Origin of the sequence: Shewanella sp. SP2S2-6, assembly GCF_031931965.1 — a bacterium.
GTDB classification, from domain to species: Bacteria; Pseudomonadota; Gammaproteobacteria; order Enterobacterales; family Shewanellaceae; genus Shewanella; species Shewanella baltica.
In genome coordinates this window covers 13,469-36,485 of sequence record NZ_JAUOEQ010000019.1, presented here as the reverse complement: position 1 = coordinate 36,485, position 23,017 = coordinate 13,469, and the positions used below count along the sequence as shown (strand labels likewise).

At 41.7% G+C, this 23,017-nt stretch carries 17 protein-coding genes; 12 read left to right on the top strand and 5 right to left on the bottom strand.

Features of this window, described 5'->3' with window-relative positions; genetic code table 11:
- Window positions 1-6 precede the first annotated feature (6 nt).
- The 4 genes from Q4Q57_RS13735 to Q4Q57_RS13720 are packed head-to-tail and all read left to right on the top strand — an operon-like array spanning window position 7 to window position 4,646.
- Complete coding sequence (locus Q4Q57_RS13735) at window positions 7-438, top strand: pilus assembly PilX N-terminal domain-containing protein (protein ID WP_311891141.1); 432 nt, start codon at window positions 7-9, stop codon at window positions 436-438.
- A gap of 2 nt (window positions 439-440) precedes the next feature.
- Window positions 441-3,950: a PilC/PilY family type IV pilus protein gene (locus tag Q4Q57_RS13730; RefSeq protein ID WP_311891140.1), complete on the top strand. Its 3,510-nt coding sequence runs from the start codon at window positions 441-443 to the stop codon at window positions 3,948-3,950.
- 7 nt (window positions 3,951-3,957) lie between these two features.
- Complete coding sequence (locus Q4Q57_RS13725; protein ID WP_107950146.1) at window positions 3,958-4,350, top strand: type IV pilin protein; 393 nt, start codon at window positions 3,958-3,960, stop codon at window positions 4,348-4,350.
- Window positions 4,347-4,646 carry a TapY2 family type IVa secretion system protein gene (locus Q4Q57_RS13720; RefSeq protein ID WP_107946755.1) on the top strand — a complete coding sequence of 100 codons (300 nt, stop codon included), beginning with the start codon at window positions 4,347-4,349 and terminating at the stop codon, window positions 4,644-4,646. Before Q4Q57_RS13725 ends, Q4Q57_RS13720 begins: the two co-directional genes overlap by 4 nt.
- Before the next feature lie 4 nt (window positions 4,647-4,650).
- Here Q4Q57_RS13720 and Q4Q57_RS13715 read toward each other — a convergent pair whose 3' ends face one another.
- Window positions 4,651-5,178, bottom strand: coding sequence for a GspH/FimT family pseudopilin (locus Q4Q57_RS13715; protein WP_107946756.1), 528 nt, complete (start codon window positions 5,176-5,178; stop codon window positions 4,651-4,653).
- A 180-nt stretch (window positions 5,179-5,358) separates the two neighbouring features.
- The gene (locus tag Q4Q57_RS13710; protein WP_311891139.1) at window positions 5,359-5,871 is read right to left on the bottom strand and encodes a GspH/FimT family pseudopilin; all 513 of its coding nucleotides are present in this window, start codon (window positions 5,869-5,871) and stop codon (window positions 5,359-5,361) included.
- 237 nt (window positions 5,872-6,108) lie between these two features.
- Between Q4Q57_RS13710 and glnB the strand changes: the two genes are divergently transcribed.
- Both glnB and Q4Q57_RS13700 read left to right on the top strand, forming a co-directional pair.
- A complete protein-coding gene (glnB, locus tag Q4Q57_RS13705; RefSeq protein ID WP_012088533.1) occupies window positions 6,109-6,447 on the top strand; it encodes a nitrogen regulatory protein P-II in 339 nt (112 codons plus the stop codon).
- Window positions 6,448-6,632: 185 nt separating this feature from the next.
- On the top strand, window positions 6,633-7,922 hold the full coding sequence (locus Q4Q57_RS13700) for an NAD(P)/FAD-dependent oxidoreductase (protein ID WP_311891138.1): 1,290 nt from the start codon (window positions 6,633-6,635) through the stop codon (window positions 7,920-7,922).
- A 47-nt stretch (window positions 7,923-7,969) separates the two neighbouring features.
- Here Q4Q57_RS13700 and Q4Q57_RS13695 read toward each other — a convergent pair whose 3' ends face one another.
- On the bottom strand, window positions 7,970-8,986 hold the full coding sequence (locus tag Q4Q57_RS13695; RefSeq protein WP_283629787.1) for a LacI family DNA-binding transcriptional regulator: 1,017 nt from the start codon (window positions 8,984-8,986) through the stop codon (window positions 7,970-7,972).
- Window positions 8,987-9,372: 386 nt separating this feature from the next.
- Here Q4Q57_RS13695 and Q4Q57_RS13690 point away from each other — a divergent pair, with 386 nt between their 5' ends.
- The 3 genes from Q4Q57_RS13690 (at window position 9,373) to Q4Q57_RS13680 (ending at window position 14,414) form a co-directional block, all read left to right on the top strand.
- Complete coding sequence (locus tag Q4Q57_RS13690; protein WP_006080652.1) at window positions 9,373-12,051, top strand: TonB-dependent receptor; 2,679 nt, start codon at window positions 9,373-9,375, stop codon at window positions 12,049-12,051.
- A gap of 96 nt (window positions 12,052-12,147) precedes the next feature.
- Complete coding sequence (locus Q4Q57_RS13685) at window positions 12,148-12,852, top strand: SapC family protein (protein ID WP_311891137.1); 705 nt, start codon at window positions 12,148-12,150, stop codon at window positions 12,850-12,852.
- Between the two features lie 20 nt (window positions 12,853-12,872).
- Window positions 12,873-14,414 carry a tryptophan halogenase family protein gene (locus Q4Q57_RS13680; protein ID WP_311891136.1) on the top strand — a complete coding sequence of 514 codons (1,542 nt, stop codon included), beginning with the start codon at window positions 12,873-12,875 and terminating at the stop codon, window positions 14,412-14,414.
- Window positions 14,415-14,468: 54 nt separating this feature from the next.
- Here the strand turns inward: Q4Q57_RS13680 and Q4Q57_RS13675 are convergent, their stop codons facing one another.
- Window positions 14,469-15,986, bottom strand: coding sequence for a tryptophan halogenase family protein (locus tag Q4Q57_RS13675; RefSeq protein ID WP_311891135.1), 1,518 nt, complete (start codon window positions 15,984-15,986; stop codon window positions 14,469-14,471).
- Between the two features lie 14 nt (window positions 15,987-16,000).
- On the bottom strand, window positions 16,001-16,918 hold the full coding sequence (locus tag Q4Q57_RS13670; protein ID WP_311891134.1) for a sulfite exporter TauE/SafE family protein: 918 nt from the start codon (window positions 16,916-16,918) through the stop codon (window positions 16,001-16,003).
- A gap of 497 nt (window positions 16,919-17,415) precedes the next feature.
- Between Q4Q57_RS13670 and Q4Q57_RS13665 the strand changes: the two genes are divergently transcribed.
- From Q4Q57_RS13665 to Q4Q57_RS13655, 3 genes are read left to right on the top strand one after another with little or no spacing between them, the layout of a single operon-like run.
- On the top strand, window positions 17,416-18,489 hold the full coding sequence (locus tag Q4Q57_RS13665) for a transporter substrate-binding domain-containing protein (protein WP_311891133.1): 1,074 nt from the start codon (window positions 17,416-17,418) through the stop codon (window positions 18,487-18,489).
- On the top strand, window positions 18,489-19,976 hold the full coding sequence (locus Q4Q57_RS13660; RefSeq protein WP_063883413.1) for a methyl-accepting chemotaxis protein: 1,488 nt from the start codon (window positions 18,489-18,491) through the stop codon (window positions 19,974-19,976). The genes Q4Q57_RS13665 and Q4Q57_RS13660 overlap by 1 nt, the downstream gene beginning before the upstream one ends.
- Before the next feature lie 28 nt (window positions 19,977-20,004).
- The gene (locus Q4Q57_RS13655; RefSeq protein ID WP_311891132.1) at window positions 20,005-22,803 is read left to right on the top strand and encodes a family 20 glycosylhydrolase; all 2,799 of its coding nucleotides are present in this window, start codon (window positions 20,005-20,007) and stop codon (window positions 22,801-22,803) included.
- Window positions 22,804-23,017: the final 214 nt, after the last annotated feature.

Below are 23,017 nucleotides of genomic sequence, written 5' to 3'. Positions count from 1 at the left end.
TAGTTAATGAAAAAGCAGAAAGGGATAGTGTTATTTTTTTCTTTGATCGTACTTATACTCATGACTGTTATCGGGGTAGCTTTGGCTGTGAATTCGACTCAGTCAATGCGAATGTCAGGCGCTGGGTCTGATCGCATTGGAGCGATGGCCTCAGCGATAGGTGCTCAAGATAAAGTAATCGTTTCTCAGCAAGGTAAAATCATGGCAAATATGTCAGCTGTTACTACAGTTGAAGATGCGGCTTTTGGTGTAATTAATACTTTTACCCCGATGGTTTCTGGTGATGTTACTTGTCAACGTAGTTCAAAAGCGAGCTCTTCAAGTTTAATTATGTGTCGTCGTGTTGAAGTGAGTAGTGAAGCAAAGTTTGGCCGAGATGACATGGGGCGGTTGACCGTCGTTGCTGGTATCGAGCAAGAAGTATTAACCGGGAGTTAATTATGTGGGCTAAAAAAATTACCGTCTCTATATTGTTTTGTTTGGTCATTCTTTCTGGGTTGAGCTTTGCGGACGATACCGAATTATATGTTTTCGAATCTACAGCACGTTCAGGTTCTCGTCCGCAAGTGTTAATTATTTTTGATACGTCAGGAAGTATGGGAACTAATGAGTATACAGATACTTTTTATCAAAGGGGCGATGTAATCACTGATAGCACAAAACTCTATTTTAGTCGCAGTAGCTCGGATGTTCCTGAGAGTAGTAGTCAACGTTTTTTCATAAACTCACTAAATGGTTGTGCTACGTCATTAGAATATTTAAAAGATTATGGCATGTTTACAGGCTTTCTACGTGAGTATAGTTTTTCTGGCCAAACGGGGAGTTGGGAGGATTTGCCTGTTGAAGGCACAAATATCCATCTTATCGACTGCTTTGAAGACATAGATTCTAAGAATATTAAAAATGCGAAAGGACAACCAACCGGATTTCCTATCGACGGCGAAGGTACTCAAGCATCTCCGGTGCCTTATGCCGTTCTAAATGCTAGCTCGACCCAAGAGCAAATTAATGTAGCAATAGATAAATCTAAGTTAACGGGTCTAGGTACAGGTCAGCCTGTTACCATTTACACCGAAAAATATATTAATTGGTATCATTCTACTAAAGCAAAAAAATATTACACTCGAATGGCAATCGCGCAACGGGTTGTGGGAGATACCATAGTTACAACTCCTGGAGTTGATTTTGGTATTGCCGTCTTTAACCGAAATAATGATGGTTCAGGTAGTGATTCAAACAATGGAGGTCGCATTATAAATGGAATAAAGCGAACTGATGAAACAACAAAGTCAACTTTACTTGATATCGTTCCGGATTTAGTCGCAGGGGGGAATACTCCATTGTGTGAAACACTCTATGAAGCTTATCGTTATTATTCTGGTGGTAATGTTTTGTATGGTTATGAAAATAGAGACCCAAAATTAAGTCCTAGTCGTGATACTTCTATTGAGAAAGATGGGAAATATAAATCACCACTATCATTGCAGAAGTGCCAGAACAAAGCTTATGTAGTATATATGACGGATGGCGAACCTACATCTGATACTGCAGCAGATGGTTATGTAAAAAACTTGCCCGGTATTAGCAGTTCTAATCGATATGAAAATAGTTATTTGGCAGCCCTTGCTGGGTGGATGAATAAAAATGATGTTAATAGTGAGATAGAAGACGTTCAAACAATCAGTACTTATACTATTGGTTTTAGCTCTGGCGCTAATGATGCTGAGCCTTTATTGAAAGAAACTGCCGCTCGAGGCGGTGGACAATACTTCGCTGCAAGAAATGCTATGCAACTACAAGCGGCACTTCAAAAGGTGTTCTCAAATATTCTTGAGGTGAATGCAAGCTTTACTTCACCATCGATCGCCAGTAATAACTTTGATCGTACTCAAACTTTCGATGCAGTTTATTACGCAATGTTTTTACCAAATAAGGGGCCTCGTTGGCAGGGGAATCTTAAAAAATTTACCGTCACAGGAAATGGTGACATAGTTGATAAAAATGGCGATAAGGCTATTGGTCTAGATGGAAACATTAAGTCTTCTGCTTGTTCAATTTGGACCGATGATGCAATTTGTGCGTCAACTAGTGCGGGGGGGGATGGTAATGATGTTGGCTTAGGTGGCGCTGCACAGGTGTTAAGAAGTACCAGTAGTCGTAAACTTTATGGTAATTTTGGTTCTGGTTTAACGGATTTTACGAAAACTAATGCTGAAAATAAAGCTGGTGGTGAAACCGCTCTGGCTAATTATATTGGCGTTGAGAAGGCGCAACTGACTAAGCTATTTGATTGGGCTAAAGGGGCAGATGTAGATGATGATGATGGTGATAACAATGTAACAGACAAACGTAAGGATATTTTAGGTGATCCGTTACATTCTAAACCACTCGCTATTAATTTTGGTACTAAGACATCTCCTGATATCCGTATTTTAATGGGGACCAATCATGGTTTCTTACATATGTTTAAAGATGAGGGAACTGCTGTTAATGAAAGTTGGGCTTTTATGCCTTATGAGCTCTTACCAAATTTAAGAGAATTAAGAGCCAACGTTCCAACCGGCGTGCATTCTGTATACGGGTTAGACAGTCCACCCGTTGCTTATGTTAAGACCGGTTCTACATCGATTGAAAAGGCATGGGTATTTGTCGGTATGAGACGGGGCGGTAAGTCATACTATGCTCTGGATATTACGGCTCCTGACTCGCCTAAGTTTATGTGGAAGATAGATGCTGCGTCCTTAGGTATATCTGAAATGGGGCAAAGCTGGTCGGAACCGGTAATCACAACGATTCCAGGCTGGCCATCAGGAAATACTAGCCCTTCAAGTGCTAAGCCTGTATTGATATTTGGTGCTGGTTATACCCCAACAACAAAAGATGGTAGTGGAGTGGGTGAGACTGATACTGAAGGGCGTGGAGTGTTTATCGTTGATGCTGAAACTGGAACTTTAGTTCATTTCTTCGGATCAAGCTCTGGAGGGAATAGTACACTTATGCCAGGCATTACAGACAGTATTCCTAATTCAGTTGCTGTGTTAGATTCTAATGGAGACAGGCTAACGGATAGGATTTATGCTACGGATACTGGTGCTAATATTTGGCGAATTGACTTACCGAGTGCAAATCCAAAAGACTCTGTAAGGCCTTGGACAGCCTTTAAATTCGCCGACTTAGGTGGAACTACCGTCGCAACAGATAGACGTTTTTTTGCTGAGCCTGTAGTAGCCCAAACATCATTTAGTAATTTAACTGAGGTTTCAGTTACCGAAAATGGCCAAACAAAAGTAACTAAAACTTATCAGAGTGTTCCATATGATGCTGTTGTTATTGGTAGTGGACATAGACCTATACCAACAGATAAGTGGCGCTCAGATATGTTTTTTACATTGCAAGATCGCAATGTAGTAACCAAATCATTTAATGGGACAAAGGGTAACGAAATTCCAAATGCTTTGGTCTTAAATGATTTATATAATGTATCTTCACCACTTCCTGAAACTGAAGTTGACAACATTGCTTTTGGTAAGAAACGTGGTTGGTATTATAAATTTGGAAGTATTGGTGAGAAGAGTTTAGCTGGTGCGACAATTATTCAAGGAAGGGTATTTTTTACTTCATATGTGCCTGGTGATAACTCAGCAGAGAATCAATGTTTAGTCTCTGGATTAGGGCGACTTTATGGCTTTGACCTGCATAAAGGGACTCGCGCCTACAAGTCAATCAATAATAAAGATTATCTTGAAATGGGGGAGCGAGTTCCGGATACTCCACAACTTGTTATTCCACCTAATGGAGCAAGTGAAAGCTATATGTATCTTATTGGAATTGGTGCAGCTGGTGACAAAATGGAAAAGATCGATGGCGATGACGGTTGTAAAGATGGAGATGAAAAATGTGTTGGTGGCGGCTTAGGAGTTAATAGAATTTATTATCACATTGATGAGTAACTTAAGTATGAAGCAAAGTGAAGGTTTTACGTTAATTGAGCTAATGATTGTAGTGGTTATCATAGGTATCTTAGCATCTATTGCCTATCCATCTTATACTGCGTATCTTGCTAAAGGAGCTCGCGGAGATGGAATCGCTGCAGTTATGCGTATTGTTAATCTTCAAGAGCAGTTTTATCTCGATAATCGTGAATATACTGCTGATATGGTTAAGTTGGGTTTAAAAGTGGACCCTTTTGTGGTTGAAAATCAACTTTATAAAGTGGATTCATCCGTAAGCTCTGGAGCGTTTACCGTAACTGCAACCGCTCAAGGTATTCAAGCATCTCGAGACGCGCCATGCGTGACAATATCCATGAATTCAATTGGTGAAAAAACACCTAAGGAATGTTGGAAATGAAGAATTTAACGAGTGTTGTCGTTGTTGGATTGAGTTTTGTTACTGCTCATGCAATTGCAGGTTCTTTAGATGAAACCTATAAATGTTATATTGATACCTCTAGAGGAGAGCAGATTGCTTATTTTAGTTGGCTAAAGGAGGAAGCGGACCTTAGAGCTGCAAGCCTTATATCTACAGAGGTAGGTATTCTCGATAATCAATCAGTCTATGTTAGAAATGTAATTGAGTGCATCCCTGACAATCGAGATTTTAAATCACTAATCGCAAGAGGACTTGATAGAAAGCACTTAAAATAAATAGTTAATTGCAGTTGGCTGTCGTTGCTAAGGATTGTACTCGACCAGATGAACTTATTTGTATACCTTTTGACTGAGTACTTGTTTTACTACCTGGGCAGTAAATTATTTTTCCTGTACCTAATGAACCAACGATTAGGCCTTCAGCATTAAAACTAATTGAGGATTTATCATATTCAACATAATCTTTATCATTAAAACCATCAACTACTTTGATGACTTTATCGGTTCTACCATTAGTTGAATCAAGAGTGCCAAGAGTACCATTATCAATGAAGACCTTAAATCCTTTGCTCCAATCATTGCCACAGCTAGAACCTGATAGAGGGCATATACTAACTGTATTGCCATAGCTTACTGCTTGATTGCGAGCAAATGATATTGACTCTTGTATACTTTCAATTTCAGTATTTGCTCGGATACCTTCGTAGAGTGATATCATTGATGGTACACCAATAGTCAGTAATATTGCTGCAACTGCGATAGTGACCATCAATTCCACTAATGTAAAGCCCAGCTTTTTTTTACACATATCATCATCCTCGCTTATTCTTTGTAAAGTATAAGCGAGAACGTTGCTAGTTTCAGCATAAATAGATAAGTCATTTTACAATCAATCTTTTGACTTTTATGACTATAACTTTTAGAAAGATATGTTGTTTGCGATATTTTTAAAAGGTTAGTCTAATTTAATCATTTTCCTGTTATTCGATTATGAGCAATTTATATTACTGTTTTTTGATAGACGTACACGTCCAGCTTGATTAACAATAACAGCTCTAGAATAAGGGCTTGTGGCTGATGAGGGACAATATTTGAGTGTTCCATTTGTACCAGATGCCAGCCCGTCAGGTTGAAACCGGATTGCCGTACGATTGTATTTAACTATGTCTTTTGAATCAAAAGCATTTGTTATATAAAGTTTTTTATCGCTGTCATCTAGTTGGTTATTACTGTTAGTATCAATAAAAACAGTTAGCCCAGCTTGCCAGTTTTGCTCACATTTCTGGTCGATAACAGCACAAACGGTTACCTTTCTATTAAGAGTAATTGCTTGGTTACGTGCAAATTGTAGCGTTTGTTGGATAATTCGTATGCTGCTATCAGCTCTATATTGGGTATAAACATCAGTTAAGGATGGCACTCCTCCAGTAAGCAAGATGGTTAAGACGGCAAGTGAAATGAGAAGTTCTATCAGGCTAAAGCCCTTTTGATGAGTGTTCATAACAAATCCCTGTTATTTTGCGCTTGCATCCCGCGAGCGAGTTTTGGCTAGAATGTAAGTATAAAGTCTGGCGCTATAGTTATAGTGCTTTTTTTAGACTTTTATGTGCTAAAAGCGATTTTGTAGAAACTGTGTTTTATGAGTAAAGCACTACATTCACTTCAATGTTGACCTAACCCCGTGTAAGCTAGTGTTATTCTGTTTGTTTATGTTATTGCAAGGGATGAGGAATTTTTAATGAAAAAAGTTGAAGCCATTATTAAGCCATTTAAATTAGACGACGTAAGAGAATCCCTTGCTGAGATTGGCATTACCGGTATGACGGTTTCTGAAGTCAAGGGTTTTGGTCGTCAGAAAGGGCATACAGAGCTCTATCGTGGCGCTGAATACATGGTGGATTTTCTGCCAAAAGTGAAAATAGAATTAGTGATCCAGGATGATCTGCTCGACCAAGCTATTGATGTGATCGTTGAAACTGCCCGCACAGGAAAAATTGGTGATGGCAAAATTTTTGTCACTGATGTTGAACGTGTTATCCGTATTCGAACTGGTGAAGAAAACGAAGAAGCGGTATAAGCTGCTTAAGAACGATTCTAAAGGGCCTAGTGGCCCTTTTTTGTTGGCTAAGCTGATGGAAGTACGGCTGAGTTTCTGAAATATCTTTAATGCAAAATCGTCAGTTTTACTGAACTAATGTAGTTATCTCTTATCTGTAACATGGTATAACTGAGCCTCGCAAATGAGTTTATGAGGTTGTCATTTTGGCTACAAAAAGAATAGTGATCGTGGGTGGTGGTGCAGCTGGTTTAGCACTTGCATCTAAGTTGGGTCGTAAATGGGGCGGTAGTGATGTCGTCGATGTGTGCTTAATTGACCGAAGTCCTATTCATATTTGGAAGCCTAAATTACACGAAGTTGCTGTTGGCGTGATCGATCAATCTATTGAAGGTTTACTCTACCGCGATCATGGGCTTAAGAATGGTTACCGCTATATTCGCGGTGAGATAGAGCAGTGCGACCCTGACGCTAAATCGATTCAGTTAGCCGCCGTCTATAATGACGAAGGCGAGTTACTCTTAGAGCAGCGACAAATCGATTATGATTTTTTAGTCCTTGCTCTTGGTGGTGTTTCTAATAGTTTCAATACATTAGGAGCTGATGAACACTGCATCTTCTTAGATAGCCTCGAAAATGCCAATCTATTCCATCATAAATTACTCGACGCATTACTCCAATTAAACGAAACACAAGAAAGAGTCAGTATTGGCATTGTTGGTGCTGGTGCGACTGGTGTTGAATTAGCGGCAGAACTTCATCATGTGATTGAATCCGTTAAAGAGTATGGCTATCTGAATATTGCTAAACATCATCTTGATGTGCATTTGATTGAAGCATCACCCAAAATTCTCCCCCAATTACCTGAGCGTGTGAGCGCTAGGGCGCAGGCAGTTCTTGATCAGATAGGTATACGTTTACATATCGGTGTTCAAGTAAAAGAAGTGACTCGTGATGGCTTTATTACCCAAGATGGGGATGTGATTAAAGCGGGCTTAAAAGTCTGGGCGGCAGGTGTAAAAGGGCCAAAAGCGTTTCAGAACTTTACAAAATTACCCATTACGCCGCGAAATCAAGTTGAAGTTGATGACTGCATGCGAGTCAAGGACCATCAAGATATTTACGCCCTTGGCGATTGCGCTCTATTGATCCAAAGTTCTGGTCAGCCTGTTCCACCAAGGGCGCAAGCTGCGGCACAGATGGCTGATACCTTGTTTGATAATATCGTTAATCGATTACAAGGTAAGCCTGAAAAGGCCTTTATTTATAAAGATTACGGCTCATTAGTGTCTTTAAGCCGCTTCTCTGCGGTAGGCAATTTGATGGGGAACCTACGCTCTGGCACTTTCTTTGTTGAAGGGCATATAGCAAGATTGATGTATATCTCTTTGTATCAGAGGCATTTAGCCAGCCTTTACGGTTGGTTTTCGGCAATAGTGTATCGAGTGGCACAAAAGTTATTGAGGTGGCAGCGTCCAAAGCTCAAATTACATTGATTTCTATGTAATTTAGGGCAAAAAAGAGAGCAAATATGCTCTCTTTTTTATTGTTTAGGAATTGCCGACGAGTCACGAATGATAGGTTCAGGTGTAAAGGTCTTAGAATATATCGCATCCTGCTCGCGACGTTTTGCGATTAATAATTCCGTTGCGACTTGCGCTATTTCTGCGTTTGGCTGATGTACTGTGGTGAGTTTAGGCCAGGTTTGACGTGAGAATGGGCTATCTTCGAAACCGACAATCGATAAGTCTACTGGGATATCTAAACCCGCTAAACGAGCAGCAAAAAGTGCACCAGCGGCAATTTCATCGTTACAAGCCACAATCGCAGTCGGACGATGTTTTAGTTTAATAAGCTTATTCGCACCGTCAACACCAGACTCAAATGAGTACTTCCCTTCAATTATGTAGTTTTCATCCAGTTTTAGGCCATTTATTGTTAATGCTTGTTTAAAACCAAGTAACCGTTCTTTGGTGGATTCATGGTGTAAATCCCCACTTAAAAAAGCAATATGCTTGTGGCCTAAGTCAATCAGATGCTGGGTGATTTCAACTGCACCAAATTTATCGTTGACTAAAATAGTCAATCCATTCTGATCGTTGTCCTTTTCACCTGCAATAATGCGCACATAGTTAGCATCAATCTCAGTAAGCGCTTTGAGTACTTTCGGATCTTCTGACAAGGGAGGCGTCAGTACTAATCCCGCTAGCCTAGAATATTTGACTAGTGCTGTAAGCTCATCACAAATGGTCTCTGATTTGGCATTGCAAGGGTGGATGACAAGTTCATAGCCCTTGTCTTTACAGGCTGCCAAGATCCCATTTTGCATATCAATAATGTAGTATGCGTTTGGATTATCGTAAATAAAACCAATAGCATAGGATTTTGTGCCCGCAAGGTTTCTCGCTGCTAAATTAGGTTGATAGTTAAGTGCTTTTATCGCCTCATTCACTTTGTCAACTGTGGCCTGCTTCACTGAAGGTTCGTTATTGGTGACACGTGATACTGTCTTGATAGACACTCCAGCATATTTAGCTACGTCGTTGATAGTGACTTTCATTGATGTAAAAACTCTTTGTCTAAGGTCGCGAAGGGTTAACTGTTCTATGAACGTAAATTCTTTACCAGCAATTTACAAGCTTACATTTTTATCAGTATTTTCTTACTTATGCGTCTTATAGTGCGAGCTTTTGATGTGCTTAGCAATCCTGAATTGTTACAAATTGGCGTTAATTTATCGTTGTTACAATTATGCTTGGAGTTGTAAATTTACGTCATAATATTAAAGCTCATGTTTTATAATGATTTTTAATAAAATCACTGATTCAAAATTCTGCTTTATGACATTTTTTTGCTTCCATCGTTATTTTGTTGTGGCAAGGCTGTTAATTATTGTGTAATGTTTGCACTAGACATGACAGCGTTGTCATTCCGCAGGGAATGGTTATGAATACTAAAACGATAATAAAGTTATGGAAGGGAAACGAGATGCGACCATCAATCTTTAAGAAAACTGTACTAGCAACAAATATTGCTATCCTACTCGGCAGCGCTGTATCCATCAGCGCTGTCGCTGCAGATGCCGCGGCAACCACCGCAGCGCCTGAAAATATTGAAAAAATTGAAGTTCGCGGTATTCGCGCTTCCCAGCAAGCTAACTTAAATGCCAAACGCTTCTCAGACAGTACTGTGGATGCGATTACTGCTGAAGACATTGGTAAATTCCCTGATAAAAACGTTGCAGAATCGCTGCAACGTATTCCAGGTGTCACGATCCAGCGTCAATTTGGTGAAGGCGCAGGTGTTTCTATTCGTGGTGCAGGTCAAGATTTGACTTTGACTACTCTAAATGGACAAAACGTGGCTTCAACAGGTTGGTTTGTTCTTGAGCCTGCAAAACGTTCATTTAACTATGAATTATTACCATCTGAATTAGTTGGTAACTTAGAAGTCTATAAATCATCTCAGGCGGACTTAGCTGAAGGTGGTGTGGGTGGTACTGTTGTAGTTAATACTCGTAAGCCATTGGATATGGATTCAATGACTTTCTTTGCATCTGCTGAAGCTCAATATCAAAGCGATTCGGGTGAAACGGATCCACAATTTTCAGGCTTAGGTAGCTGGAAGAATGATGATGAAACTTTTGGTGTATTAGTTTCTGGCGTTATGCAAAATCGTAGCTTACAGCGTCAAGGCGATGAAGCGTTTTGGGAATGGGGTGCAGGCCCTGTTGCATTTGAACAAGAGCGTGAGCGTTCCGCTATTGCTGCAACATTCCAGTATGCGCCATCTGATTCATTAAACTTTGTGTTTAATGCGATGGACATGCAAATGGCCGCGGACAACACCAACTACGCATTATGGTTTACGCAAGCTGACACCTCATGGTCAGGAGCTCCAGGTTCTGGTGCTTGGGATAACACGGAATGGTTAGGTGGCTGCGGTTTATGTGGTGGTGATAAGCCAGACGCATCACAGTCAGGTTCTCAAGTTGCAGGTCCTGTTAACTTAGCATATTGGCAAGCTCGCCCTCGTGAAGCGACAATGAAGTCTCAAGTTTTCGACCTGAAGATGGAATATAGCGGCGATGGATACCAGTTTACGACTCAAATCGGTGATACAAGCTCTACTGGTGGTACCGATTTTGAAATGGTTGTTGAAGATGGTCTGGGTGGCACAGCATTAAATGGTGCGACTTACAACTTTACCAATGGTCATCAAACTTGGGATTTGAATGGTTTTGATACAGCTACTTATGATCCTGGTTCACTTGTAATGGGTACTGGCAGTAACTTTAATAAAACACCCAAAACGGATGATGAAACTTATATTCAAGCCGATATTAAGTTTGATGTAGATCTAGGTGTGGTTAATGCCATTAAAACGGGTCTGAAATATGCGAAGCATAATACAACGAGTCGCCGTTTTGACTTTGTACAAGCCGATGACTTTAATCCCGTCATATCAACAGCAGGCTTAAATACTGGTACTTTTGCTGTAGGAACAAGTGAATACGATATTATTCGTTTTGATCCAGATGCACTAAAAGATTGGGCCAAATCGAGCATCATAGGTGAGACAGAAGATTTTGGTTCATACCGTGAAATTGACGAAGATAACTATGCTGCTTATGTGATGGCTAACTTTGCATCAGAAGGTGTACGAGGTAACTTTGGCGTGCGTTATGCGGGTACTGAAGCAACTTCAACTTACTATGTTGATGGCAAGAAAACCGATTCTTCGGCTAATTATGGGGAATGGTTACCAAGCTTGAACGTTGCATTCGACTTAGCACCAGATCTCATATTGCGCGCATCTGCAGCTCGAGTTATGGCTCGTCCACAGTATGATGACATGTATGTTAACCCTAACGTTTTAGGTGCGAATGATGATGTGCCTAATAACCAAAAATGGGTTGTTGGCAATATCGGGTTAAAACCATTTATTGCTAATCAAATAGACTTAGGTATTGAATGGTATTTCAATGAAGAGTCATTACTTTCTGCGGCTTTGTTTATGAAGGATGTTAAAAACTTCGTAACCTTTAGCGAGTATCATGCAGATAGCGCCGATATCCCATTTACTGGCACGTTAAAGCCTGATGAAGTTGCTGGTGGTTGGACTGTGCAAGAGAAAGCCAATGGCGAGTCTGCGACAATCCAAGGTTTAGAACTGCAATATCAACAAGACTTTGGTAACGGCTTCGGCTCAATTGTTAACTACACTTATACTGATAGCGAAACGAGTGAAAATACATATACAGATCGCAACCCGTTCTTAAGCGATAGTTCAAAGCATTCATATAACTTAACTGGTTATTTTGAAAACGATTTGTTCCAAGTTCGTTTAGCATATAACTGGCGTAGTGAGTATATGATCCGTGAAACTGGTTCATACGGTAATCGTTTACACGATGCATTTGGTAGCTTGGACTTGAGCGCAATTTGGCATGTTACTGATTATATGGATATTAAGCTTGATGGTAATAACCTGTTAGAAGAAGGTTCACGTCAGTTTGGTAACAATCAGTTCCAATCTAATCTAAGTGGCTTTACGGATGGCTTCCCTGTATTTGAATACAATATGGCCCGCCGAATTACATTAGGTGCTAGCGTACGATTCTAATCTCGGTTTAACTCATGTATAAATGAAAAAGGGAGCTTGCTCCCTTTTTTTATATCTCAATAATATTCAATCAGAAGAAGCCCTCAAGGAGCTCATATGACTAATTCAATCACCCCACTTGACTCAGCAAAACATGCGCACCTTAAAGTGACTCCTACCACTTATGAACATGTAGCTGAGCAACATTTACTACCCATTTCAATTTATGAGTTTGCTTTTGCTGCTGTAGATTCACCTGTTGTTTTTGTTAAGAATAGTGAAACAGGAGAATACCAGTCCGTAATTATGCTTGGATTAAAACCTGGACAGAATTTGAAGCAAAAAGATGGTAAATGGTTAGGGCTGTATATTCCAAATGTACTTAAAAACTATCCGTTTGGGTTAATACTGAGTGCTGAACAACAGGATAAAGTATGGGTGGGGATACGTGAAGAAAGCGCTTATGTGAGTACTGACGACGGAAATGCATTATTTGAAGGAGGAGAGGAAACGGCGTTTTTAAGATTGCGTAAAGAAAGTATTATAAAAAACTTTGAACAAGAACAAATGAGTAAGGCAATTATTGCATTTTTGGCTCAAAAAGAATTATTTTCTCCCCAAAGTCTTACCGTTGACATCAAAGGCGAAAAACGCGGCATAAATGGTATCTATTTCATCGATGAAGCTAAGTTAAATCAACTCAGCTCAGATGAGTTCTTAGATATCAAGCAACGAGGCCTTTTAGCTCCAATTTACAGCCATTTGAACTCATTGCATCAAATTAATCGCCTAGCGAAAGAAGAAATCGAGTTGAGCGTTTAAGTAATTAGCAGGCATAGGTCATGACTTCAAGAAAAGATATAAAGAGTGTCGTCATTGTGGGTGGCGGAACTGCAGGTTGGATTTCTGCCTGTCATTTAGCTAAAAAGTTGAATGCTAGAACACCTCAAATACAAGTTATGTTAGTTGAGTCCCCGAACATTCCTACTATAGGCGTTGGTGAAGGGACAGTGCCTATTTTACGAGAAACATTAAAGTATTTTGGTATTCGAGAAGATGATTTTATTCGTCGCTGTGATGTAACATTTAAACAGAGTGTTAAATTCATTGATTGGAATGAACCAAATTCAGGGGAGTACTATCACCATTTATTTGATTATCCCTACTTTAAAGATTTCACTTCAACTTGGCTCAATAAATCTCTTTCAGATAGAGGCCGCTACGCTGATCTTGTGTCAGTTCAAGGTCATTTAATTGATGCGGGATATGGTCCTAAAGCGATGACACAGCCTCAATATCGAGGGGCTATGCATTACGCGTATCATCTCGATGCAGCAAAGTTTACCAAGTTGTTGACCGAATTTGGTGTTGAACGGTTAGGCGTTAAACATCTGCTTGCAGAAGTTATTGATACAAAAATAGACGCTCAGGGAAATATCTTAGAGTTACATACTAATAACGCTGGTGTATTGACTGCGGACTTGTATGTTGATTGTACTGGATTTAGTGCTCAACTCATTGGCAACGCATGTAACGTTCCCTTCGTTGATAAGAGTGACATTTTGTTTGTTGACTCAGCATTAGTTGTGCAGCTTCCTTATGAAGATAAATATACGCCTATCCCTTGTTTCACTAAATCAACAGCACAAGAGGCTGGCTGGATATGGGATATCGGTTTGTCTGAACGTCGTGGTGTTGGTTATGTGTATTCCAGTCAATATTCATCAATAGAGCAAGCTGAGAGTGTATTACGGGAATATCTTGGTAAACCAGCTGAAGAAATCTCGTTTCGACACATACCGATGAAGGTGGGGTATAGAGAGAAATCGTGGCAAGGTAACTGTGTTGCGATTGGTTTGTCGAGTGGTTTTGTTGAACCTTTAGAGGCGACTGGTCTTCTTATGTTTGATGCGACAGCCAGAATGTTAGCCGAATGTTTTCCTGCTAATACTGACGTTATGCCACTTGTGGCTAATCGTTATAATCAGCGGGTATCGAATGCTTGGAATCGGGTGATTGACTTTATTAAACTTCACTATGTCACAGCCAAACGAATGGATACGCCTTTTTGGGTTGATAATAAAAATGAAATAAGTATTCCAGACTCATTAAAAGAACATCTAGAATTGTGGCGCTATCACATACCGACTGCCTATGACTTTACTTCTACGCTAGAATTTTTCAATTTAGAAAACTATTTATATGTACTCTATGGCTCAGACTTTGAGTCAAAATTAAAGATGACATTAAATGATGAAGAGGAACGGCTTTTCTCGGAAATGACCGACAAACTAGACAAGCAGGTTACATTACTCAAATCGCAATTATTACCCCATAGGGAGTTAATTGAACGCATCAAGTTGTATGGCATCCAACTTAATTAATGGTTTAATTAAACGGCATGTAGAGCAAGATTGTTAATCTTGCTCTTTATTGTTTTAAATTTTTGCTAAAAATTCTTGATGTGATAAAGATTGCTCTTTGGCTCTAAACTGTTGTGTTTTTAAGTTGTCGAGTATTTTTGTTATTTCAGTTTTGGGACAAGGTATATGGATTTCAGGAATATGCTGCATACCATAAAGTACGTAGCGATAATTCTCATCTGTAAAAACTGAACTATAGCCATTGGCAAGATCGACATACTCACAAACCTTGTCTTTCCATAGTGTTATTTTTTGTTCTAGAGCAGGGATGAATGCTGAGCTTTGTGCGGCTTTTTGCCAAAATTCATTATCATTTCTATCAGTTAAGCAGTAATGAAGTACGATAAACTGTCTAAGATCGGTATACAAGCCGTTCATTGCGGTATTATATGACGTCCTTATTGCTTGGGAGGGATTTGATGACGTTAAATGTGTCGCTAGCAATCTTGCCCCTAAGTTTATAAGATGCAAGCCTGTCGATTCTAAGGGTTCAATAAATCCACCTGCGAGACCCATTGCAATACAATTTCCAACCCAAAATTCACGTCTACAACCTATCTTCATATCTAAGTGAACAGTTCTTATGATCTCTTGTTCATCGCCAAGATAAGCTTTTAATTCAGCCTCAGCCTGTTCCCTCGTTAGACTATTGCCATCGTAGACATAACCCGTTCCTTGACGATTCGTTAGGTCAATTTCCCAAGCCCAACCATGACTAAGCGCTGTTGCTGTCGTATAGGCTCTTGGTAGCTGGTGAGGCAGATATTCCCGCTGCATTGCAACGGCTTTATTGCAAGGTAATTCTGTTTCGAATGATTGCCAGTTATCATTCTTTAAGCTTTGAATTAAAAGCCCTTTAAAGCCTGTGCAGTCGATAAATATGTCGCTCTTGAATGAGCCTAGGTCAGTTACAACCTCAGTGATGTTGCCATCATTAACCAGAACGTCCGTTACATTTGCTTCTACATGCTCTACACCTGCTTGGGTGGCTTTACGCTTTAAAAAGGCCGCCATGAGCGTCGCGTCTAAGTGGTAACCATAGGGGACAATACCTTGATATTGGTTCAAGTATTGCGTTTTAGGGCTTAAGTTATTTTGCATTAAGCTAAATGAAAGACTTGTTGCTTCAGCAAAGGGAGTGCTGTTTGATTCATTAATCTGATTATTTAAAATCCAAGCACTTGCATTATCAATTTTTCCAGATGGTTTTTGTTGCTCAAATGGATGGAAATATTCATGCATTTTACCATCGACTGCTTTCATCCAGTTACGAAATAATATGCCGGTCTTTAATGTTGCGTTAGTTTCTCTAAGTAGTTCATTTTCATCTAATCCCATAGCCGCAAAGAAGAATCGTAGACTATGAACGGTAGCTTCACCAACGCCAATAATACCAATTTCTTTACTTTCGATAAGTCTAATATCAATGATATTAGACGAATGGTTATATAACTTACTCAAGTAGAGAGCTGTCATCCAACCTGTGCTACCGCCACCGACAATAGTGATACTTTTTAGCGGAGAATTATTCATCTTAATGTTTCCTATTAACTCGCCAACATGACGCTACCCGTCAAAATGATCCAAATGGAGAAAAAGAGTTTTAATACTTTTACTGGGAGATAAAGCGCTAATTTGCGAGCAAGTAATCCCCCGATAACGGCGCCTGGGCCTGCGAATAACACTAACTCAAAGAGGGCTTGGCTATTTGTTGAAAAGATATGAATAGGGCTTGCCGACCAAACGGTAATCGCAGAGACAACAACGCCGGTGGCGACTGCCATTTTGGCGCATAGTCCCCGTAACATCAGATAAATGACGACTAATTCTCCGACGCCTACCGATAACCAAGCTGTGATAATACCGCCGAAATAACCAATGAGAGCGAGCGATAGAGAATCAATCGGCATTATAGCGCGAGTTATTTGCGTACTACTTTTGCTACTGAGAATGATGGCAATACCGAGTATTATCGAGAAAATGCTGAAACTTGTGTGTAGCGAAGAGGGCGAACTGAGCTGTAGTAATTGGCTACTCCAGAAACCTAATACTGAAAAGAAGGCGGCAAGTAATGCTGCTTTCACAAAACCAGACCAGGCGACATCTTCTCGGTGACGTTTTTGATAATGCAGTGACCATGAAATCGCGCCTGCTGTCATACCAAAGCATTGGATCATAAATGAAGTCGCGATGCTTTGAGACTCACTAAAGTTGAGGCTCGAAAAAACGGGAATAAAGATGACGCCACCGCCAGCTCCCGTCGAATTGGCAAATATCGCTCCTGTAATACCCAGAAAAATAAAGCGGCCATATTCTTGGATAAGATCAAATGGCGAATGAAAATGGCTCGCCCAAAATAGCCAAGCTCCACAAAGTAGCAATATCAAACTGAGGTTTCGGTAGTGCCGAGTTAAGCGCGGAGCAGATTGGGTATTACTGGGCACTAATGTGTTAAGGGGACTCATCGATAGCTACCGTGATCTTTGTCATGTTATCGCCATGTTACCAATGAAAGACAACGTTGTCACATAAGCTTGAATAAATAAATTAAACATTTTAAGTGATTGAATAATAATGGTTAAGTATGTTTTTTTCATAAAAAACAACAATAATTGTCAAAAAAATGTAGAAATCCTGTTCTTTCTTGTGTACTTTAATAATGACAACGCTGTCATCTGCTTGTGTGATACGTTGTTTGTAAGGTCTGCATGAGAGGATGAGGTCTCCTTATCATGTGTTTGGCAGGAGTATTGCTGTCGGGCGGCGATACGTTTGTCTTTGATATTTTGATAGTCTCTCCCCAGAAACTAGCGTGGGCTGGGTACTGTAAGCAGTGCCCAGCCATTTTTTTAGGGTATTTTTACAATATGACTTCAATGCCTACCTCAGCATTTGAACGTTAGCGGCATAGATAAATAAAACTCACTGGTAAAAACCAGATAATAAAAAGAGGCTGCAATTTATGGCGATTCATTTAACGGCTGCGATGCGCGTCATTGCGACGGGCATGATGAGTGTCATTCGTTATGTTTTTACACTAACGACCACACTTATCATCACTAAACGAGCAGCTTGCTGGTCACTGCTTATCATGGCTCTGACGGGGCTTTCAGCCTCATCCTTCGCTGTGTTTGCAGCCGATATTGCCTCAAGTCATTTTGCCGCTAACTCAAACTCAAACTCAAACTCTAATTCCGGTTCCTCAGACGTCATTACGTCTGACGTTTCTCACATTCAGGCGCCGATTTCAAAAACAATCGTCACCACCATACCGCAGACTTGGCAGCTAAATTTGCTTAAGGAAGCACTGCGCCGCTCGGATAGCGGCTATCAAGTGCAGCAAATGTCGACTCAGATGAATCAAAAACGCAAGGTCGAAGAAGCACTGGCTGGAACGGTCGATGTGTTTTGGAGCATGACCTCAAAAGAATTAGAAGAAACTGTGCTACCCGTGCGCATTCCATTGTTTAAAGGATTACTCGGTAATCGACTGCTAATTATCCGCAAAGCGGATGAAACGCGATTTGCCAAGGTGAAAACCATGGCGGATTTTAGGCAGTTAAAGGCGGGGCAAAATCGTTATTGGCCCGATGCCACGATTTTAGAAGCTAATGGATTACCCGTCGTGACGAGTTATCAGTACACCAATTTATACCCCATGTTAGAAGGCGGGCGTTTTGATTATCTTGCCCTCGGCGCCCAGGAAATTGGTGAAGAACTTGCTAGTCACCCCGATCCTGCACTTAAGGTTGATAGCCATATTCTGCTGCAATATCGCTCGCCGGCTTATTTCTTTGTGTCCCCTAAGCGCCCCGAACTTGCGGCGGCCATTTTAGCTGGGCTTGAAAGTATGGTCAGTGACGGCTCCTTTGATGAGATGTTCAATCGCGAGCTAAAAATTGAGCAACTATACCGTGAGGCTAAGTTTGAACAAAGGGTCATTATCCGCCTCGATACGCCTGATTTAAGCCCGTTAACGCCAATAGAACGCAAAGAATTATGGTTAGATCTCTTTAGTATGCAAGGTGCAAAATAATGAAAACATTAGCCTTAAAAGTACAGATTGGGTTAGCGGCAGCGATTTTTATGATAGTCAGCGTTTTGTTCGGCGCATCTTATTGGTTGGCGAGCGATAAATTGGCCGCCAGTGAAACTGAGTTTGAAGACAATACCGTCGCCAATTTGCAAGTCACTATGGCGCAGCCCATCTTCACCTACGATTATGAACAAATCCAAGCCGTGTTATCTGTCATGCTTAAATCTGCGCAGATTTATCATATCGTGGTGAGCGACCATCGCGGTAAAGTGTTGGCCGAGAGTCAACAAACTCAAACGGTAGCCGATGAGTATCTGGTAAAACGTGAAATTCACTTTGCTGACCAAGGTAATCCGACGGGCCAATTGGCCATTCAGTTTTCTATGTTGCCAATTCGCGCTCAGTTGTCAGATTTACTCTTAGGTTATTTCTTGCAGGCGCTGTTAATTCTCGGTGGCAGTTTAATTGTTATCTTTATCATTCTTAAACGTTTAGTGATTAATCCACTGGAGAATGTTGTCCGCGCCATGGAAGAAATTGCCAGTGGTGACGGTGATTTATGCCACAGATTACCGGTTGAGAGTCAGGATGAGATTGGTCAGCTTGCCAAGGCATTTAATGGTTTTGTAGAGCAAATTCACGCCACGATTTCCAGAGTGCACGAAACCTCAGGGCAATTACTGGGCGATGCCAAAGCCCTTGGATCATTGTCGCAAACCAACAATGATCGCGTGCAAACCCAACTAAAAGAAACCGAGGCCGCAGTAACGGCTGTAACTCAGCTGAGCGCCAGTGCTAACGAAGTTGCGATTAATGCCAAGCGCACCGCAGATGCGGCGAGTCAGGCCGATAAAGCGGTCGATGACAGTCAGCGTCAGTTTGATTCGGGATTAGACATTACCCGCAAGCTGGCATCTGAATTAGCTCGCTCGGCATTGTCCGTCTCACAGTTACAGCAAGAAACCCAAAAGATTGATGAAGTGGTCGTAGTGATTAACAGTATTGCCGAGCAGACCAACTTACTGGCGCTTAATGCTGCGATTGAAGCGGCAAGGGCGGGTGAACAAGGGCGCGGTTTTGCTGTGGTGGCCGACGAAGTGCGCACGCTGGCGAGCCGAACTCAACAAGCCACAGGTGAAATACAGAAAATGATCCAGCAGGTTCAGAGCCGAGTGGCAGAAACGGTTACTGTGATGCAAGCGAGCCAAGCCCTCTCGACTCAGGGCGTTAACCGCTCGGAAGAAATTAAGTTAGTACTCACTAAAGTGACTGATTTAGTCTCAAATATCAGTAATATGAACATCGAAGTTTCCCATGCGGCGCAGGAGCAAACCTGCGTCACCGAAGCGATTTCTCGTACGTTAAATGATCTTGCCAATGTCTCAGGTTCAGCCTCACTCGATAGCGAGCACTTAGCGCACTCGAGCGAGCGACTGTTTCACCAAGGGGAAAGACTGCGGACGTTAGTAACTTCCTTCAGATTGTAGCCATTTCTGGAGCTAGATAAGGATAATCATGAATAAAACACTTTCAGCAAGCGCCATTTTACTGGCTTTAGGATTAGCGGCCTGTACCGAGGCGCCTGTGACGCCTTCCGCAGCGTCAGCCGATAAGGCTGTGGCTCAAACACAGCAAGCTCAGGACGTATTAACTCAAGCGCAGTTACAACAACTCGGGGATTCGTTAGTCGTAACTTACCGTGTTGTGACCAATGTGCCAGACGATAAGTGCCTAAAAGATAAAGCCGATGGTCGCTGTTTTGTCGCTCAAATTGATTTCGTGCCCGGTATGGATTTAGCCAGCCAGGATTGGGAAATTTATTTAAGCCAAATGCGCCCAGTGCAATCGGTTGAAAGCGGTGAATTGACGATAACGCACGTTAAAGGCGATTTACATCGTATTACGCCAACGGCTGCTTTTAAGGGATTTGTTAAGGGCGAGAAAAAGCAACTGACATTCCGTGGTGAGCCGTGGCAATTGGCTGAAACCGACGCTATGCCAAACTATTACCTCGCAGCAAAAGGATTAGAACCCGTCATTATCGCCAGCACTCAGGTAGGGAAAGATGCCGAAACGGGTTTAGAGACGCGTCCGTATGTTGAAGGGTTTACGAATTTTAAAACCCAATATCAACGCACTGAAACGGATAAACTCGCGCCAGCCGATGCCGCGCAATTATTTAAAGCCAATCAAAGCGTGAGTGAAGATGCCGCCTTGGCTGTGGATACCATTATCCCAACGCCACAAAAGGTGAAGATCCATTCAACCGATACACCAGTATCCCTTGCTGGTGGTATTAAGCTCGAATATCAGCAAGATAACCCAGAGCAAAAGAGTCAAGTTGCGGCGGCGGTGGCACGTTTAGCTCGCCTGGGTGTGGCTGAATCTGCGAGTGGCATTACGGTGAAATTTGCCAGCCAAAAAGGGGATGAGGGCAGTTATCGCTTAGATATTCAGCCAACTGAAATTGTGATCGCTGCCAATGATGCGGCGGGCTTCTCTTACGGTTTGTCATCATTAGCAAGCCTTGTGGATGTGAATTCGCTGAAAGTGAATGCCATGACCATTGCAGACACCCCACGTTATCCGTTCCGTGGTATGCACATTGATGTGGCACGTAATTTCCACAGCAAACAATTGTTGCTGGATTTGCTCGACCAAATGGCGGCTTATAAGCTCAATAAACTGCATTTACACATGGCTGACGATGAAGGTTGGCGTTTAGAAATCGATGGTCTACCAGAGCTGACTGACATCGGTAGTAAACGTTGTCATGATTTAGATGAAAATACCTGCTTATTACCGCAGTTAGGCAGTGGGCCGTTTGGCGATACTAGTGTTAATGGCTATTACACCAAACAAGATTATATCGACATAGTGAAATATGCCGAGGCGCGTCAAATTCAGGTGATCCCGTCGATGGATATGCCGGGTCATAGCCGCGCCGCGATTAAAGCGATGGATGCGCGTTTTCGTCGATTACAGGCTGAAGACGTAGAGCTGCAAAATACGGGCAAAGTGCAGGTTGTCCCTGTGCAGGAAGCGGCAAATCAAGCTAGCACAGCGGTAAAAGCGTTAGATGCGGGCGCTCGTCAATTACAAGCTGAAGGGAAAACCACTGCAGCTGAGCAATATTTGTTATCCGATGCAAACGACAAAACGGTTTATTCTTCAGTGCAATATTACGACGACAATACGCTTAACGTGTGTATGGAGTCGACTTATCACTTTGTCGATAAAGTGATTGATGAAATTGCCAAGTTACACCAAGCCGCGGGTCAACCATTGACGCGTTACCACATTGGTGCCGATGAAACGGCGGGAGCTTGGAAACAATCACCCCAGTGTTTAGCATTTGTTGCCAATAACGATAAAGGCGTTAAGTCGATAGATGACTTAGGCGCTTATTTTATTGAACGAATTTCGACTATGTTAGCGGCCAAAGGCATTGAAGCTGCGGGGTGGAGCGATGGCATGAGCCATGTTCGCCCTGAGAATATGCCCGCTAAAGTGCAGTCTAATATTTGGGATGTGATTGCCCATAAAGGCTATGAGCGCGCCAATCAGCAGGCGAATCTTGGTTGGGAAACCGTGCTCTCTAATCCTGAGGTGTTGTACTTTGATTTCCCCTATGAGGCCGATCCTAAGGAGCATGGCTATTACTGGGCGAGTCGCGCGACCAACAGCCATAAAGTCTTTAGCTTTATGCCAGATAACTTGGCCGCCAATGCCGAGCAATGGACCGATATTCAAAATCAGCCGTTCGAAGCGGACGACAGAATAAAACTTGATGAGGCGGGTAACAAAATCTCGGGTCCAAGGGAGAAAGGCAAACCTTTTACTGGCTTGCAAGGGCAGGTTTGGAGTGAGTCGATTCGCAGTGACGATACGATTGAATACATGGTGTTCCCGCGTTTGTTGATGTTGGCCGAGCGTGCTTGGCATCAAGCCGCGTGGGAAGTGCCTTATCAATATCAAGGCGCTGTGTATAACCAAAGCTCGGGTGCTTTTACTTTGACCATGCGTGATGCACAGGCAAAGGATTGGCAACAACTTGCGAATACTTTTGGCCACAAAGAGTTTATTAAGTTAGATAAAGCGGGGATTGATTATCGCGTACCGACGGTCGGCGCCGAGATCCGTGAGGGTAAACTGTTTGCTAATATCGCCTATCCCGGACTCAAACTGGAATACCGAAGCCTAAATGGCCAATGGCAAGCTTATCAAGCGGGGCAGGCGGTCACTGCACCGATTGAGGTCCGTGCCATAGCTGCCGATGGTATTCGTAAAGGCCGAAGTTTAATCGTTAACTAAATCAGTTTTTATATCTGGCTGTATTTTAAAGATAAAATACAGCCTTTTTGTTTTTCTGTGTCAATGATGGCCTAAATTTGATTTTAGATCATAAATCACTTAAAAAAGTAAATGACAACGCTGTCATTTTTGCTGTAACATTGAGTTAACTAAAGTTGAGCGCTGTATTAACGGCAAATAATAAGCAACGGTAGCGCTGCATTGATAGGTGAAG

Excerpts from the sequence above, each read along its gene's own strand:
- Q4Q57_RS13735 (WP_311891141.1), top strand. The coding sequence starts at position 7 with ATGAAAAAGCAGAAAGGGATAGTGTTATTTTTTTCTTTGATCGTACTT.
- Q4Q57_RS13730 (WP_311891140.1), top strand. The coding sequence starts at position 441 with ATGTGGGCTAAAAAAATTACCGTCTCTATATTGTTTTGTTTGGTCATT.
- Q4Q57_RS13725 (WP_107950146.1), top strand. The coding sequence starts at position 3,958 with ATGAAGCAAAGTGAAGGTTTTACGTTAATTGAGCTAATGATTGTAGTG.
- Q4Q57_RS13720 (WP_107946755.1), top strand. The coding sequence starts at position 4,347 with ATGAAGAATTTAACGAGTGTTGTCGTTGTTGGATTGAGTTTTGTTACT.
- Q4Q57_RS13715 (WP_107946756.1), bottom strand. The coding sequence starts at position 5,178 with ATGTGTAAAAAAAAGCTGGGCTTTACATTAGTGGAATTGATGGTCACT.
- Q4Q57_RS13710 (WP_311891139.1), bottom strand. The coding sequence starts at position 5,871 with ATGAACACTCATCAAAAGGGCTTTAGCCTGATAGAACTTCTCATTTCA.
- glnB (WP_012088533.1), top strand. The coding sequence starts at position 6,109 with ATGAAAAAAGTTGAAGCCATTATTAAGCCATTTAAATTAGACGACGTA.
- Q4Q57_RS13695 (WP_283629787.1), bottom strand. The coding sequence starts at position 8,986 with ATGAAAGTCACTATCAACGACGTAGCTAAATATGCTGGAGTGTCTATC.
- Q4Q57_RS13690 (WP_006080652.1), top strand. The coding sequence starts at position 9,373 with ATGAATACTAAAACGATAATAAAGTTATGGAAGGGAAACGAGATGCGA.
- Q4Q57_RS13685 (WP_311891137.1), top strand. The coding sequence starts at position 12,148 with ATGACTAATTCAATCACCCCACTTGACTCAGCAAAACATGCGCACCTT.
- Q4Q57_RS13680 (WP_311891136.1), top strand. The coding sequence starts at position 12,873 with ATGACTTCAAGAAAAGATATAAAGAGTGTCGTCATTGTGGGTGGCGGA.
- Q4Q57_RS13675 (WP_311891135.1), bottom strand. The coding sequence starts at position 15,986 with ATGAATAATTCTCCGCTAAAAAGTATCACTATTGTCGGTGGCGGTAGC.
- Q4Q57_RS13670 (WP_311891134.1), bottom strand. The coding sequence starts at position 16,918 with ATGAGTCCCCTTAACACATTAGTGCCCAGTAATACCCAATCTGCTCCG.
- Q4Q57_RS13665 (WP_311891133.1), top strand. The coding sequence starts at position 17,416 with ATGGCGATTCATTTAACGGCTGCGATGCGCGTCATTGCGACGGGCATG.
- Q4Q57_RS13660 (WP_063883413.1), top strand. The coding sequence starts at position 18,489 with ATGAAAACATTAGCCTTAAAAGTACAGATTGGGTTAGCGGCAGCGATT.
- Q4Q57_RS13655 (WP_311891132.1), top strand. The coding sequence starts at position 20,005 with ATGAATAAAACACTTTCAGCAAGCGCCATTTTACTGGCTTTAGGATTA.